The 13309-nt window shown below is 59.1% G+C and carries 16 protein-coding genes; 5 read left to right on the forward strand and 11 right to left on the reverse strand.

Translation table 11 applies throughout. The features are described 5' to 3' along the window. Positions 1-28: 28 nt before the first annotated feature. The 5 genes from ybgC to ruvC all read right to left on the reverse strand — a co-directional run bounded on the left by ybgC (position 29) and on the right by ruvC (position 3292). Positions 29-412 (reverse strand): tol-pal system-associated acyl-CoA thioesterase, encoded by a 384-nt coding sequence (ybgC, locus tag GOX45_RS09960; protein WP_171100421.1) that lies wholly within the window; start codon positions 410-412, stop codon positions 29-31. After that, positions 409-1011, reverse strand: a complete 603-nt coding sequence (locus GOX45_RS09965; protein ID WP_171100423.1) for a hypothetical protein — start codon at positions 1009-1011, stop codon at positions 409-411. Before GOX45_RS09965 ends, ybgC begins: the two co-directional genes overlap by 4 nt. A gap of 85 nt (positions 1012-1096) precedes the next feature. Beyond that, on the reverse strand, positions 1097-2116 hold the full coding sequence (gene ruvB / locus GOX45_RS09970; protein ID WP_171100425.1) for a Holliday junction branch migration DNA helicase RuvB: 1020 nt from the start codon (positions 2114-2116) through the stop codon (positions 1097-1099). A gap of 4 nt (positions 2117-2120) precedes the next feature. Then, on the reverse strand, positions 2121-2798 hold the full coding sequence (ruvA, locus tag GOX45_RS09975; protein ID WP_171100426.1) for a Holliday junction branch migration protein RuvA: 678 nt from the start codon (positions 2796-2798) through the stop codon (positions 2121-2123). After that, complete coding sequence (gene ruvC, locus GOX45_RS09980; protein WP_171100428.1) at positions 2795-3292, reverse strand: crossover junction endodeoxyribonuclease RuvC; 498 nt, start codon at positions 3290-3292, stop codon at positions 2795-2797. The genes ruvA and ruvC overlap by 4 nt, the downstream gene beginning before the upstream one ends. Before the next feature lie 332 nt (positions 3293-3624). Between ruvC and GOX45_RS09985 the strand changes: the two genes are divergently transcribed. Then, positions 3625-3828 carry a DUF1127 domain-containing protein gene (locus GOX45_RS09985; protein WP_171100430.1) on the forward strand — a complete coding sequence of 68 codons (204 nt, stop codon included), beginning with the start codon at positions 3625-3627 and terminating at the stop codon, positions 3826-3828. Positions 3829-3956: 128 nt separating this feature from the next. Here the strand turns inward: GOX45_RS09985 and GOX45_RS09990 are convergent, their stop codons facing one another. The 4 genes from GOX45_RS09990 to GOX45_RS10005 form a co-directional block, all read right to left on the reverse strand. Continuing rightward, on the reverse strand, positions 3957-4439 hold the full coding sequence (locus tag GOX45_RS09990) for a hypothetical protein (RefSeq protein WP_371808969.1): 483 nt from the start codon (positions 4437-4439) through the stop codon (positions 3957-3959). Then, a complete protein-coding gene (locus tag GOX45_RS09995; protein ID WP_171100433.1) occupies positions 4406-5278 on the reverse strand; it encodes a 50S ribosomal protein L11 methyltransferase in 873 nt (290 codons plus the stop codon). Before GOX45_RS09995 ends, GOX45_RS09990 begins: the two co-directional genes overlap by 34 nt. A gap of 64 nt (positions 5279-5342) precedes the next feature. Beyond that, positions 5343-6575 carry an MFS transporter gene (locus tag GOX45_RS10000; protein ID WP_171100434.1) on the reverse strand — a complete coding sequence of 411 codons (1233 nt, stop codon included), beginning with the start codon at positions 6573-6575 and terminating at the stop codon, positions 5343-5345. 79 nt (positions 6576-6654) lie between these two features. Then, entirely contained in the window at positions 6655-8850 is a 2196-nt protein-coding gene (locus GOX45_RS10005; protein ID WP_171100436.1) for a primosomal protein N', read from the reverse strand. Positions 8851-8938: 88 nt separating this feature from the next. Between GOX45_RS10005 and fsa the strand changes: the two genes are divergently transcribed. The 4 genes from fsa (at position 8939) to GOX45_RS10025 (ending at position 12171) form a co-directional block, all read left to right on the forward strand. Further along, positions 8939-9592, forward strand: a complete 654-nt coding sequence (fsa, locus tag GOX45_RS10010) for a fructose-6-phosphate aldolase (RefSeq protein ID WP_171100438.1) — start codon at positions 8939-8941, stop codon at positions 9590-9592. Between the two features lie 197 nt (positions 9593-9789). Continuing rightward, positions 9790-10497, forward strand: a complete 708-nt coding sequence (locus GOX45_RS10015; protein WP_171100440.1) for a DUF484 family protein — start codon at positions 9790-9792, stop codon at positions 10495-10497. Then, positions 10494-11417 (forward strand): tyrosine recombinase XerC, encoded by a 924-nt coding sequence (locus GOX45_RS10020; protein ID WP_171100441.1) that lies wholly within the window; start codon positions 10494-10496, stop codon positions 11415-11417. Before GOX45_RS10015 ends, GOX45_RS10020 begins: the two co-directional genes overlap by 4 nt. Positions 11418-11475: 58 nt before the next feature. Then, positions 11476-12171: a phosphatidylcholine/phosphatidylserine synthase gene (locus GOX45_RS10025; protein WP_171100444.1), complete on the forward strand. Its 696-nt coding sequence runs from the start codon at positions 11476-11478 to the stop codon at positions 12169-12171. Positions 12172-12173: 2 nt separating this feature from the next. Here GOX45_RS10025 and GOX45_RS10030 read toward each other — a convergent pair whose 3' ends face one another. Together GOX45_RS10030 and GOX45_RS10035 are read right to left on the reverse strand one after the other, a co-directional pair. After that, positions 12174-12641: a hypothetical protein gene (locus GOX45_RS10030; RefSeq protein WP_171100446.1), complete on the reverse strand. Its 468-nt coding sequence runs from the start codon at positions 12639-12641 to the stop codon at positions 12174-12176. A gap of 75 nt (positions 12642-12716) precedes the next feature. Continuing rightward, on the reverse strand, positions 12717-13172 hold the full coding sequence (locus GOX45_RS10035; RefSeq protein WP_171100715.1) for a methylated-DNA--[protein]-cysteine S-methyltransferase: 456 nt from the start codon (positions 13170-13172) through the stop codon (positions 12717-12719). Positions 13173-13309 lie beyond the last annotated feature (137 nt).

Raw genomic sequence — 13309 nt, forward strand, 5'->3', positions numbered from 1 at the left:
AACAGAACCACCGCTATTGAGCTCTTTGTTACATCAATGCGCGAATCTCTGCCGGAAGCCGCACCGGTTTCCCCTCGGCATTCATGCAAACAGCCGTCACCTCGGCGCGGAAAATCTCGGTCTCGCCCCGTTTGATCAGTTGCGACATGGTCAGCCGCGCGCCTGACAGCGCGGCGATCTCGGTTTCGACAACCAATTCATCTTCAAACCGGGCTGCGGACAGGTAATCCGCCTCGATCCGCCGCACCACCCAGACGATCCCGGCGTCGCGCATTGCGTTCTGATCATTGCCCAGCTTGCGCACCCAGTCCGACCGCGCCCGTTCAATGAATTTCAGATAATTGGCGTGATACACAACCCCGCCCATGTCGGTATCTTCGTAATAGACCCGCACCGGATAGATGTGTTTCATTGCGGAAGCTCCAGCCGGGCAAACAAACGCAGTGCGTGCGACGCATCCTGCGCCGCGCTTGGCAAGATCGGATCGTAGGCGGCCCGGATCAAAGCGGCAATGTCGGGGCGCAGGATCGTCGCCTCCCCCGCAATCGCCAGGGGCGAGGCGTTTCGAAAGGCGGTATCTGACCACAGAAGCATGGTCTGCACCACCTGGCTCAGCGCCAGAGTTTCCGCAGGAACCTTAGACAGGTCCTCGTCCATTCGCAGAAAGACAAAGGCGGCGCGAATGGCGCCATCTTCTTCGAACCGGAAAATGCGGTACTGATTGGCCTCAGCCGCAACCAACCTTTCGACCAGCGGCACCAGATCGGTAATCAAGCGATCCAGATCAGGCACCTCCAGCAGTTCTTGCCAGTCGCGGAAAAAGAACACCATGCAGTTGACGCCCAGTTCCGGGTCAGTCTCGGCCATCGAATGACCGGCCAGCGCCACCACTGCCTCAAACGCGCCTTTGATCGTGGACAGCGTTGCGTCTTCGACACCAAACACCACCGGCACGATGGGCCGCCCCCAACGGGCAAACAGAAACTCGCCACTTTCGCGCGTAAATAGCATTTCGATATCGCCCGGAGTCACGCCCTGCCTCTTCTTCTTGTTTCAAATACGGCCGCCGGAGGCATAAAATCTAAGCTCGGCAATATCAACCAAACAGATCGCTTTGTCCCTTGGGGGCCGCCATCCCCAGATGCGTCCACGCCTTTTGCGCCAGCATCCGCCCGCGTGGCGTGCGCTGGATCAGACCCTGTTGCAACAGATAGGGCTCGATCACCTCTTCCAGCGAATCCCGGCTTTCGGACAAGGCCGCAGACAGGGTTTCAATCCCCACCGGCCCTCCGGCATAGTTCTCGGCGATCAGCGTCAGGTATCGACGGTCCGCACCATCCAGCCCCAGATTGTCGACACCCAGCCGGGTCAAGGCCCCATCGGCCAGTTCGCGTGTGATCCGCCCGTCGCCTTCTACAATGGCGAAATCCACAACCCGCCGCAGCAATCGGCCCGCAATCCGGGGCGTGCCGCGTGACCTTCGCGCGATCTCGCGCGCGCCGTCATCATCCGCAGGAGCCCCGAGCTTTCGCGCATTCCGCGTGACGATCTCGTGCAACTCATCAACCGTATAGAACTGCAACCGGGTGGGAATGCCGAACCGGTCGCGTAAGGGCGTGGTGAGCAGACCCATCCGCGTGGTCGCGCCGACCAGAGTAAAGGGCTGCAACTCAATCCGAACCGTGCGAGCCGCAGGGCCTTCGCCGATCACCAGATCAAGCTCGAAATCCTCCATCGCAGGATAAAGCACTTCTTCTACCGCCGGGTTCAGGCGGTGGATTTCGTCGATGAACAGCACGTCACGCGATTCCAGATTGGTCAGGATCGCCGCCAGATCCCCCGCCTTGGCCAGTACCGGCCCCGAGGTCATGCGGAAATTCACTCCAAGCTCACGCGCCATGATCTGCGCCAGAGTGGTCTTTCCCAATCCGGGCGGGCCGTGAAACAGAGTGTGATCCATCGCCTCGCCTCGCTGGCGGGCCGATTGAATGAAGATACGCAGGTTCGCGCGTGCCTCGGCCTGGCCGATGAATTCATCCAGCCCCTGAGGGCGCAGCGCGCGGTCATTGTCCTCGGGCATTGGCTCGGGGCGCAGCGTGGGATCGGCATCAACCATTCATTTACCCTTTCGGCGCCAACAGACGCAGCGCGGCGCGGATCAGATCGGCCTCACCGGCGTCAGGCTGGCTTGCCGCCGCTTCGGCCACGGCCGAGGCCGCATCTGATGGTCCATATCCCAGATTGGCCAGTGCCGAGAGCGCGCCAGCGCTTGCAGCAGCTGAGCCGGATGCGGGTGCGGGTGCACGCTTGGGCTTGGGCGCAGGCTCGGTCAGTTCGACAACGTCCAGCGCGGGCCCATCCATCGCCTCGGCAACGGTTCCCCCCATGGCCATAACGCCGGGGGCCTTATCCTTCAGGTCCAGGACAATGCGCTGCGCCGTCTTGGGCCCGACCCCTTTGGCGGCCTTGACCGAGGCCCAATCGCCCAAGGCAATCGCACGGCTGACCCCATCAGGACCCAGCGCGCTGAGGATCGCCAGCGATACCTTGGCCCCAACCCCCTGAACCGAACAAAGCAAGCGGTGCCATTCCTTCTCGACCAGTGACAGAAAACCGTAGAGCTGCATCAGGTCTTCGCGCACCACCATATCAGTGTAGACCGACACAGCCTCGCCCACTCCGGGCAAAGCAGCCATGGTCCGGTCCGAGCAATAGACAATATAGCCCACACCGCGCACATTGATCAGCACGTGATCTGCGGCGCGATACTCCAGCCGCCCTGTCAGTTTGCCGATCATGCCCGCACCTCTTTCAAACGCGCCTGCTGCGCCACGCCATAATAGGAATGACAGATCGCAATCGCCAGCGCGTCAGCCGCGTCAGCCCCTTTTGGATTGCACCCCGGCAGTTGCAGCTTGACCATATGGATGATCTGCTCTTTTTCCGCGTGCCCTACCCCGACCACAGTTTTCTTGACCCGGTTTGGCGCGTATTCGCCAACAGGCAACCCCGCCTGTGCCAGCGTCAATAGTGCCACGCCCCGCGCCTGGCCCAGCTTCAACGTGCCCGCCCCGTCCTTGTTGACAAAGGTTTGCTCGATGGCGGCCTGATCAGGTTGGTGTTCGGCGATGACCTCGACAATCTGGTTGTGCAAAGACAGCAAACGCTCACCCAGATCATCCCCATCAGACTGGCACAATCCGTTTGCAACATGGCTCAGACGGCTGCCGCGCGATTCGATGACGCCCCATCCCAGGGTTCTCAGCCCCGGATCAATGCCCAGAATTCGCATGTTTTGCCCCAGCCTGCTCGGATTATTGTGATATTTTTATCCGATTAGCACGAAGCGTGAACATTTTCCAAGGAAATTACGCCAAAGTCCGATTGCGACATTCCTGTTCCGGGTACGACGCCATCGCCTTTTTACGACAGCAAATGGTCCAAATTCGACCGCTTCATGAACGCGAATTAACCTGTTTTTTAAGGGGATTACAGGAAATTCGAGCATTGCAGAAATTGCATGGGACACATGCAATTTTTGATCTTGTCGGTGCCGTTTCAGATCACTAACTGCCGCCAAGATCACAAGACTTGATGTCACCACCAACCAGAAGGAAACAGGATATGGCTGTACTGGATTTCACCCGCGCCACCACTGGCTCGTTCGGCCTTGTCGGCCGTATCGGCGCAACGCTCGTAAATGCTGTTGTTGAATGGAATGACGCCCGTTCGACCCGCAATGCACTGAACGACCTGAGCGACCGCGAGCTTGAAGATATCGGCCTGTGCCGCGGCGACATCGACCTGGTTGCCGAAGGCCGCCGCTAAGACGCGAAGCGTTGTCGGTTTACCAATCGAAAATCACATCGCGAAAAAGAAACACCGCATGCCAAACGGCAGGCGGTGTTTTTTAATACGCCGAAGCGCAACCAAAGGATCGAAAGAACCTTTGTCGGTCAGTACCAGATTTTCGCCAATTGCGAGGCGGCGAATTCCGAAACAGGGTCAGCCTGCATGATCCATGCACCGGCCTTTTCGACAGATGTGCCTTCGGACAGGCTTGCAACACGGTTTTCATACGCCCCAGCGCCCAGATGCGTCAGCAACAGCGCTTTGAAGCCGATAAAACCGAGTATGCACAGCAGCAAAAATTTCGCTGGAATGCCTGAACGCACGCGTTGCGGCTTCATCACCACCAAGCCATCCGACCGCATGGTCGTCCGATAGCCGCGGCTCAGTTTGTCATGTTTCTTAACCAGGCGCGTTACGCGCTGATCGAATTCTAAGTGTTTAGTCGTCATGGCAGCCTCCGAAAACCGCCCCCCAATCAATTCAGTAAAACGTAAATTCAGAATGTGCCGAAACCGTGGCAAAAATCCATAAAACTCCTGTAAATGGCCGCAATTTAACCCTGTTTTCTTAAAATTAGCGTCGTCCACTCACCAATCTGGCCCTGATGATGAAGATTGAATTCATTTTGTAAATAAACGTTCAACACATCTTGGGCTTGTTCGTTAAGGATTCCCGAGAGAATCGCTTGTCCACCCGGCCTCAGATTGGCGGAAATCTCGGGTGCAAGCGCTACCAGAGGGCCTTTTAGGATGTTGGCAAAGATCAGATCATATGGCGCGTGCTTATGTAGATCAGGGTGATCGAACCCTGCCGCCTCGACACATTGAACGGCGCCATCCATGTCATTTGCTTTGAGGTTTGCCTTTGCCACGTCAACGGCGACCTCATCGATGTCGCTGGCGATGATATCCCCATCCCACACGCGCGCAGCGGCCATTGCCAGTACCGCCGTACCGCACCCAATATCTGCTACCTTCGTTGCGGTGAACCCTTCGTCCAACAAACGGTCCAGCGCCTTGAGGCAGCCAAGCGTTGTTCCATGATGCCCTGTGCCAAAGGCCATGGCCGCCTCGATCAGCAAAGGGATGCGGCCTTCGGGCAGTTTGTCGGCATCGTGAGCGCCGTAAACAAAAAAGCGCCCAGCCTCGACCGGGGCCAGTTCACGCCGAACATGCGCAACCCAATCTGTCTCGGGCAATTCCGAGACCACAAAAGGCTTGGCCTCGAAGGCGGCAGCCAGAACGGCCAGCGCCGTCTCATCGGGATCTTCCGTGAAATATCCGCCCACTTCCCAAAGGCCCGATCCGTCCTCGACTTCGAAAACGCCGATACCGGTCGGTTCGGGCTCCAGACGCTCCATCGCTTCGCCCAGGCTTTCGGCGGCCTTCTTACCTGTCAGCGTGGTGAATGCGGTGAATGTGGGCATCGGGGCCTCCTGTCTCGGTCGAAACAGCGCCTAGGCCGCTGCGCCGCCAAGGTCAAGCACGCCTTTACTCCGCCGGGGCGGGTGCGTATTTGGTCAGAACCGTCTCATTCCCCGGTTCAGGATGGCGGGGGATCAGCAGCGACAGGGCAAGCGAGATCAAGGCCATCGCCGCCGCCAGACCAAACACGGCCCCTGGCGACACCACCCAGAGCAGACCCAAAAGCGCAGGCAAGAACACCGCAGCGATGTGGTTGATGGTAAAGGCCACCGCCGCAGTTGGTGCGATATCTGCCGGATCCGCGATCTTCTGGAAATAGGTTTTCAGGGCCAGCGCCAGCGCAAACAGCACATGGTCGATCACATAAAGGATCGCGGCCAGAAGAACGCCCCAGCCGAACCAATAGATGCCCCCATAGGCCGCAAAGACGATAGCCAAACCGGCATATTCAAAGATCAGCGTCCGACGCTCGCCAAATTTGGCGACAGCTTTGCCCAGTAAAGGCGCCGCCATCATGTTGATCATCAGGTTGATCAGATAGAGGCTGGTCAGCTCGTGCACTTCAAACCCGAACTTTTCGACCATCATGAAGCCTGCGAAAACGACAAAGATCTGCCGCCGCGCACCGGCCATGAATTGCAGCGCATAATAAAGCCAATAGCGTTTGCGGAGGATCAGCTTTTTGGTCTGCTGCGTTGGGGCATCGAATTGCGGGTAAGCCAGCAGACAGAACAGCGCCAGCAGTGCCGTCACACCCCCTGCGGCCATGAAGACAAAGTTATAGGATAGATCGAACCGGTCCCATGTCAGGACAATCAGCCCATATACCACCGCTGTCGCGGCTGAGCCCATTGCAACCAACCAGCCCAAAATCTGCGGCGCGCGATCCTTGGGCAACCACTGTAATTGCAGTGACTGGTTGACCGTCTCGTAATAGTGAAACCCGATTGAACTGAAGAGCGTCACGAAAAGCAGCCCTCCCAAGCTGGGAAACCACGCTGTCACGGCGGTTGCCACACCCAACATCATCAGCGAGATCATCGCCAATACCTGTTCGCGGATGAAAATGATCACCGCGATCACGCCAACGGCCAGAAACCCGGGAATTTCGCGCACAGTGTGCAACAAGCCGATATCGGCCCCGTCAAAGCTGGCCACTTCGATGACGAAGTTGTTCAGCAAGGCGCTCCAAGCGTTGAACGCAATCGGCATCGTCAGCGCCATCACGAACAATAGCGTAATGGGACGACGCCAGAATGGCAGGCTTTGCGCCTCGGCAAGGGGCATTGGTTTCAGCATGAGCCCCCTCTACGCCCATTTTGCCGGTTTGGCGAGAGGCGACGACCAAACGCACAGCAAACCTGCGCGAATGCAGAAGTCAGTAGAAACTTTGCGGGTCGATATCGACAGTTAGGCGAATGTCTCCCTTTAGCCGCAAAGGCGCAATCCAGCGGGCCACCGCATCCTGAATCGGCGCGCCTTTGGGGGCTTTGACCAGCAACCGCACCCGGTGACGGCCGCGGATCCGCGCAATTGGCGCAGGCGCGGGACCAAAGACTTGCGCACCGATTTGGGTCAACGGACCTGTATTTCGCGCCAATGCGTTTCCGATGTCAAAGACAGGTGCAACCTCGGGGCCCGACAGCACAATCCCGGCCATACGGCCATAGGGCGGGACACCTGCGGCCTGACGCCCAGCTGCCTCGGCTTTCCAGAAACCCTCTTCATCCCCTGAAAGGATGGCACGTATCACAGGGTGTTCGGGCTGAAAGGTCTGCAACAGGGCCTGCCCCGGTTTATCCGCGCGGCCAGCGCGGCCTGCAACTTGTCGCATCAGTTGGAACGTGCGTTCTGCCGCCCGCAAGTCCGCACCATGCAGGCTGAGATCGGCATCGATCACACCCACCAAGGTCAGCTTGGGGAAGTTATGCCCTTTGGCCACCAACTGCGTTCCGATGATAATGTCGGCATCACCCTCGGCAATCTCTTCAATCTTGGCCTTGAGCGCCCGGGCCGAACCAAACAGATCTGAACTGAGCATCGCGATCTTGGCCTCGGGGAACGTGGTCTCGGCCTCTTCAGCCAGCCGTTCGATCCCCGGCCCAACCGGGGCCAGCTTGCCCTCAACACCGCAAGACGGACAGACCTCCGGCATCGGCTTGGTCTCGCCACATTGGTGGCACATCAGCCGTTTGAGGAACCGGTGTTCGACCATTCGCGCATCACAATGGTCACAGCCGATCTGCTCACCGCAGGCCCGGCAGAGCGTCACTGGGGCGTAGCCACGCCGGTTGATGAACAAAAGCGACTGCTCACCCCGCTCGATCCGCTGCCGCACCGCCTGCCGCAGCGTTGGAGAAACCCATGTGCCCGGCTGCATCTGTTCGGCCCGCATGTCGATGGGTTTCATCTCGGGCAGCACGGCGTCGCCAAAACGCGATGTCAGGTCCAACCGCTCATATTTCCCGGCCTCGGCATTGGCCCAGCTTTCCAAAGACGGTGTGGCGCTGGCCAAGATCACCCGCGCCCCGCAAATGGCAGCGCGCAGAACCGCCATGTCTCGCGCGCTATAATGCACTCCATCTTCCTGCTTGTAAGATGTGTCATGCTCTTCGTCGACGACAACCAAGCCCAGTTGGCGAAACGGCAAGAACAAAGCCGACCGCGCCCCCACGACCAGCTGCGCATCGCCCTGCCCGACCATGCGCCAGACGCGGCGGCGCTCGGTCATGGTTGCGCCGGAATGCCATTCCGCAGGGCGTGTGCCGAACCGCGCCTCAACCCGGGTCAGAAACTCGGCTGTCAAGGCGATCTCGGGCAGCAGCACCAGCGCCTGACGCCCCATCCGCAGCGCTTCGGCCACAGCTTCGAGGTAAACCTCGGTCTTGCCTGATCCGGTGACGCCTTTCAGCAAGGTGGTGCCATAGTCGCTGCTACGCTGCCCGTCCCGCAAACGCGCGACGGCCGCGGCCTGATCACCTGTCAGATCTTTGCCCGGCAGATCAGGGTCAAGATGCGGATAGGGCAGATCACGCGGACTGTCTTCCTCGCGCACAGCGCCTTGTTTGACCAACCCCTTGACCACCGAAGAAGTCACGCCGGCCTGCTCGGCCAACTCTTTTAGCGTAAAGGCCAGCCCGCCATAATTACGCAGCACCTCCAACACCCGGGTCCGCGCATCGGTCATCCGGTCGGGCGTGCGATCGCCCAGCCGATAGACCTTGCGCATCGAAGGCGGGTCGCCCAAACCCGGCGCACGGGTCGCCAGCCGCAGCATCGCAGGCATCGGCGTCAGCGTGTAGTCGGCGACCTTGCCCAAGAATACACGCATCTCTTCGCGCATGGGCGCAACCTCAAGCACCCGGATCACTGACCGCGCCTTGGCCAGATCGAACCCGCCCTGCCCCGGCCCCCAAACCACGCCCAGTACCTTGCGCGGGCCCAAGGGCACCTCGACAAAAGCGCCCAGAAAGCACCCGCCCTCGGGCGCTTTGTAATCCAACGTCCGGTCCAGCGGCTGCGTCGTCAGCACCGCAACCAGCTCTCCTTCGTCGAAAAATCCGTTAGCGCTCACAGTATATCCTTACCAAGGGGTTTCAGCACGGCCTTCTTTGAGGTAAAGCCATCGGCAATCAAGGCCAACCCATCAAAGGACTGCCCAAATGAAATTCTTCGTAGATACCGCCGAGATTGATGCCATCGCCGAACTGAACGACCTGGGCATGGTGGACGGTGTAACCACCAACCCTTCGCTGATCCTGAAATCAGGCCGCGACATTCTGGAAGTGACCAAAGAGATCTGTGAACTGGTCGATGGCCCGGTTTCAGCCGAAGTTGTAGCGACCGAAGCCGACGACATGATCGCCGAGGGCCGCAAGCTGGCCAAGATCGCGCCGAATATCGCGGTCAAAGTGCCTCTGACCTGGGCGGGTCTGAAAACCTGCAAAACTCTTAGCGACGAAGGCCAGATGGTCAACGTGACCTTGTGCTTCTCGACCAACCAGGCGATCCTGGCCGCCAAAGCAGGGGCCACTTTCATTTCACCCTTTATCGGCCGCCTGGATGACATCAACCTCGACGGCATGGATCTGATCGCCGATATCCGTCAGGTCTATGACAATTACGGTTTTGAAACCGAAATCCTCGCCGCCTCGATCCGCACCGTGAACCACGTGACCGACAGTGCCCGCATCGGGGCTGACGTGATCACCGCCCCTCCGGGCGTGATCAAGAAACTGGCCGATCACCCCTTGACCGACAAAGGTCTCGAAGCGTTCCTGTCCGACTGGGCCAAAACAGGTCAAAAGATCCTCTGACACATCGCACAACCGCGCGGCACCGCCAGGTGCCGCGCCCGGCCCAACTGCAAAAACTGATCTTTGATCAGGCCCTTGCAGGCGGGAGCCCTCCGGGCAACAGCGTAACGGGAATTCTCTCTTTGCGTGCATTTTTCCCAAGGTAAATCCGGCCCGCCATGCTATAAGGCGACAAACAAAAAAAGACCGGACAGGACATGAGCAGCAATCAAAAACTCGAGGATAACCTGCGCGCGGCAATTCTGGCGGAACCGGACGCGGTGTTGGACGATACAGACCTGATGCGCGCCTTGGTTTCAGCCAATGAACAGGCGCGTGGTGACAACATCATCGATCTGCGCGGCATCGCCATGCAACGGCTCGAAGACAGGCTGGATCGGCTGGAAGACACGCACCGTTCTGTCATCGCCGCCGCCTACGAAAATCTGGCGGGTACAAATCAGGTCCATCGCGCCATCTTACGCCTACTCGAACCTGTCGAGTTCGAAGATTTCCTGCGTGTCCTCGGCAATGACGTGGCCGAGATCTTGCGTGTTGAGCAGATCACCCTGGTGCTCGAGACCACCGCCATGCGACAAGACCCCGCTGTCGACAAGCTTGGCGGCGTTCTGACAATCGCTGAACCCGGCTTTGTTGACGGTTACCTGGCCCAGGACCGAACCGGCGCCCCGCGCGAGATTACGCTGCGCGAAGTCGCGCGCCCCACGCCACGCATTTATGGTGAAAAGGCAGCCAACCTGCGCTCCGAAGCCTGCCTCAAGCTCGATTTTGGCCCCGGAAGGCTGCCCGGCATGATCGTGATGGGCGCGAAGGATCCCAAGCATTTCAGCCCGCAACTGGGCACCGATCTGCTCAGCTTTTTTGCCGGCGTATTCGAACGTTCCATGCGCCACTGGTTGTCGTGAGCCTGATTTCACCCGCCTGCCGCGACGCACTGCAGCATTGGCTGAACAGTCTGGGCGCGCTTGCGGGCCGCGCAGAGAACACGCGCAAGGCTTATGCGGGCGACGTCACAGAATTTCTATCCTTCATGACGTTGCATCACAGCGGACGTCAGGGCCTGGCGGCGCTTGAACGGATTTCCGTGTCCGACATGCGCGCCTGGATGGCAGACCAGCGCAGCGCGGGTGTCGGGTCCCGCTCATTGGCGCGCAAGCTTTCTGCCGTCAAAAGCTTTTACCGCTGGCTGGCCGAACGCGAAGGCTTTGAACCTACCGCCGTCCTGTCGACACGCGCCCCCAAGTTCACCAAGAAGCTGCCGCGTCCACTGGCCGAAGACGCTGCCCGCGCCATGATCGAAACGGTTGAGGCACAATCCACCTCGGACTGGATCGCCGCGCGCGATGTTGCTGTCGTGACATTGCTTTATGGCTGCGGGCTGCGCATTTCCGAGGCTCTGTCGCTCACCGGTGCTGACGCGCCCCTGCCCAACACGTTGCGCATCCTGGGCAAAGGCGGCAAAGAACGCATCGTCCCTGTCATCCCCGCCGCCCGCGCGACAACCGACCACTATCTGCGCCTGTGCCCTCACCCGCAATCGCCGCAAGCCCCCCTGTTTCGTGGCGTGCGTGGCGGCGCTCTGAATCCGCGCGCGATCCAGAGCGTGATGGCCAAGGCCCGGATGCAGTTGGGGCTGCCCTCAACCGCCACGCCGCATGCCATGCGCCACAGTTTTGCAACGCACCTGCTGTCGGCTGGCGGCGACCTGCGCGCCATTCAGGAACTGCTGGGCCATGCCTCCCTGTCAACCACACAGGCCTATACCGCCGTTGACACAGCCCGCCTGATGGAGGTTTACAACCGCGCTCATCCCAAGGCGCAATGACAGGTCAGTTCGGGCTTTTTGCTTTGCATCCCAAGCGCTGATCGTACATGACACCCTAATGACACTTAGATTCAAAGCTCTTGCCGTTCACCTTTTCACTGCCACTGGCGCCGTTTTTGCAATGCTCGCCATGTTGGCCGCGGTCGAAGGACAGTGGAGCCTGATGTATCTGTGGCTTGTGGTGTCGTTCATTGTCGACGGCATCGACGGCCCCCTGGCCCGTCATTACCACGTCAAACACAATGCGCCCGAGTTTGACGGGGTGCTTTTGGATCTGATCATCGATTACCTGACATATGTCTTCATCCCGGCTTTCGCTCTGTTCAAATCGGGCCTGATGGATGGCTGGACCGGGTGGTTTGCCATCATCGTCATCACCTTTGCCAGCGCCATGTATTTCGCCGACACGAGGATGAAGACCAAGGATAACTCATTTTCAGGTTTTCCCGGTTGCTGGAACATGTTTGTCATCGTGATCTTTGCGCTAGAGCCCAATTTCTGGGTGATCCTAATGCTGGTCACGCTGCTCTCGATTGCGATGTTCGTGCCGCTGAAATTCGTCCACCCGGTCCGTACCGCGCGCTGGCGCAGTGTCACCCTGCCGATGGCCCTGGCCTGGACTTTCTTCGCCGGCTGGGCCGCCTGGGTCGATTTCCACCCTGAAAGCTGGGCCCATTGGGGATTGGTGATCACCAGCCTTTATCTGGTTTCAGCAGGGATCGCACAACAGATCATCCCACCGCGAAAAGCCTGAGGTTATAGGACCTCCTGCACCTCAAACTCGGTCCCATTATGGGTGAACACATCACCTTCTTGCAGGCCGGACATGGCCAGAAAGATCGGGCTTTGGGTTGAAATCCCCATATAGGTCTTCCCGTCCACCTCAAACCGGGTGGTTGAGACACAGACCACAAAACGACGATTGTTGAATTTGATCACAGCACCGGGTTCAACGCGGTCCTTGAGACCAAAATCCGTGTTCTCGATCACATCGATCTTGGCGTGATGCGTGTGAACCGGCGTGTCGAACGCCGCCGCCAAATCGGCGTTTTCGCGCGCGGCCACGATATCATCCTTGTCATGCACTTCCCGATCATCCAACTGTGCATCTTTCAGGAACGCATCATAATGCGCCTGCGCGGTGGCAAGCTCTTGCGCCTCAAGAGACATCAATCGGTCGATAATGCTCTTTTTCCGGGCGGCCAAATCTGCCTGATCGGTCATATCGCGGATCCTTCACATTCACCATTTCCGATAGGTTGAGCGTCACCCGACCGAATTGCAACCCATTTCCGAAAATCAGATCAACAGCCCAGCCGCCCCTTCATGACGCAACAAGGCCACCTTGGTCTCGATCCCTCCGTCACCTGAGAAACCTCCCAAACCATTGGCCGCCAAGACACGGTGGCAAGGGATGATGACCGGGATAGGATTCGCCCCGCAAGCCTGCCCGACGGGCTGGGCAGGCTGTCCAAGCTCTTTGGCGATGTCACCATAGGTTACGGTTTCGCCCAGCGGGATGGCATACATCAGGTCACAAACCTGTCGCTGAAACTCGGACCCCGATACGCGATAGGGCAAATCGAACCGATCCAACCGCCCCGCGTCATAAGCCTGCAACTGCGCCGCCGCCTCGCGCAGCACCGGCGTTGCCTCTCCCGCGTTACGCCCATTCCAGACAAGGCGCGTCACCGCACTGCCCTGTTCTTCAACGCCCAGACGTCCAAATTGGGTATCCACTGCAATCATCGGCATAGCTGGATGCTGACAGCCTTTGCGGCCATAGCGCAACCCATATCGCGCCACGCCCGCCCCTTCTTCTGTTCACAAATACCTCGGAGCGCGAGGCAGAGCCTCGCAAAAGCCCTGCCCGACACGCGCTCCGACGCAGA

The organism is Ruegeria sp. HKCCD7255 (genome assembly GCF_013031565.1).
GTDB lineage: Bacteria > Pseudomonadota > Alphaproteobacteria > Rhodobacterales > Rhodobacteraceae > Ruegeria.

Coding starts and splice junctions, on each gene's coding strand:
- ruvA (WP_171100426.1), bottom strand. CDS start 2,798: ATGATCGGCAAACTGACAGGGCGGCTGGAGTATCGCGCCGCAGATCAC.
- fsa (WP_171100438.1), top strand. CDS start 8,939: ATGAAATTCTTCGTAGATACCGCCGAGATTGATGCCATCGCCGAACTG.
- GOX45_RS10000 (WP_171100434.1), bottom strand. CDS start 6,575: ATGCTGAAACCAATGCCCCTTGCCGAGGCGCAAAGCCTGCCATTCTGG.
- GOX45_RS10015 (WP_171100440.1), top strand. CDS start 9,790: ATGAGCAGCAATCAAAAACTCGAGGATAACCTGCGCGCGGCAATTCTG.
- GOX45_RS10035 (WP_171100715.1), bottom strand. CDS start 13,172: ATGCCGATGATTGCAGTGGATACCCAATTTGGACGTCTGGGCGTTGAA.
- ruvB (WP_171100425.1), bottom strand. CDS start 2,116: ATGGTTGATGCCGATCCCACGCTGCGCCCCGAGCCAATGCCCGAGGAC.
- ybgC (WP_171100421.1), bottom strand. CDS start 412: ATGAAACACATCTATCCGGTGCGGGTCTATTACGAAGATACCGACATG.
- ruvC (WP_171100428.1), bottom strand. CDS start 3,292: ATGCGAATTCTGGGCATTGATCCGGGGCTGAGAACCCTGGGATGGGGC.
- GOX45_RS10025 (WP_171100444.1), top strand. CDS start 11,476: ATGACACTTAGATTCAAAGCTCTTGCCGTTCACCTTTTCACTGCCACT.
- GOX45_RS09965 (WP_171100423.1), bottom strand. CDS start 1,011: ATGCTATTTACGCGCGAAAGTGGCGAGTTTCTGTTTGCCCGTTGGGGG.
- GOX45_RS10030 (WP_171100446.1), bottom strand. CDS start 12,641: ATGACCGATCAGGCAGATTTGGCCGCCCGGAAAAAGAGCATTATCGAC.
- GOX45_RS09985 (WP_171100430.1), top strand. CDS start 3,625: ATGGCTGTACTGGATTTCACCCGCGCCACCACTGGCTCGTTCGGCCTT.
- GOX45_RS09995 (WP_171100433.1), bottom strand. CDS start 5,278: ATGCCCACATTCACCGCATTCACCACGCTGACAGGTAAGAAGGCCGCC.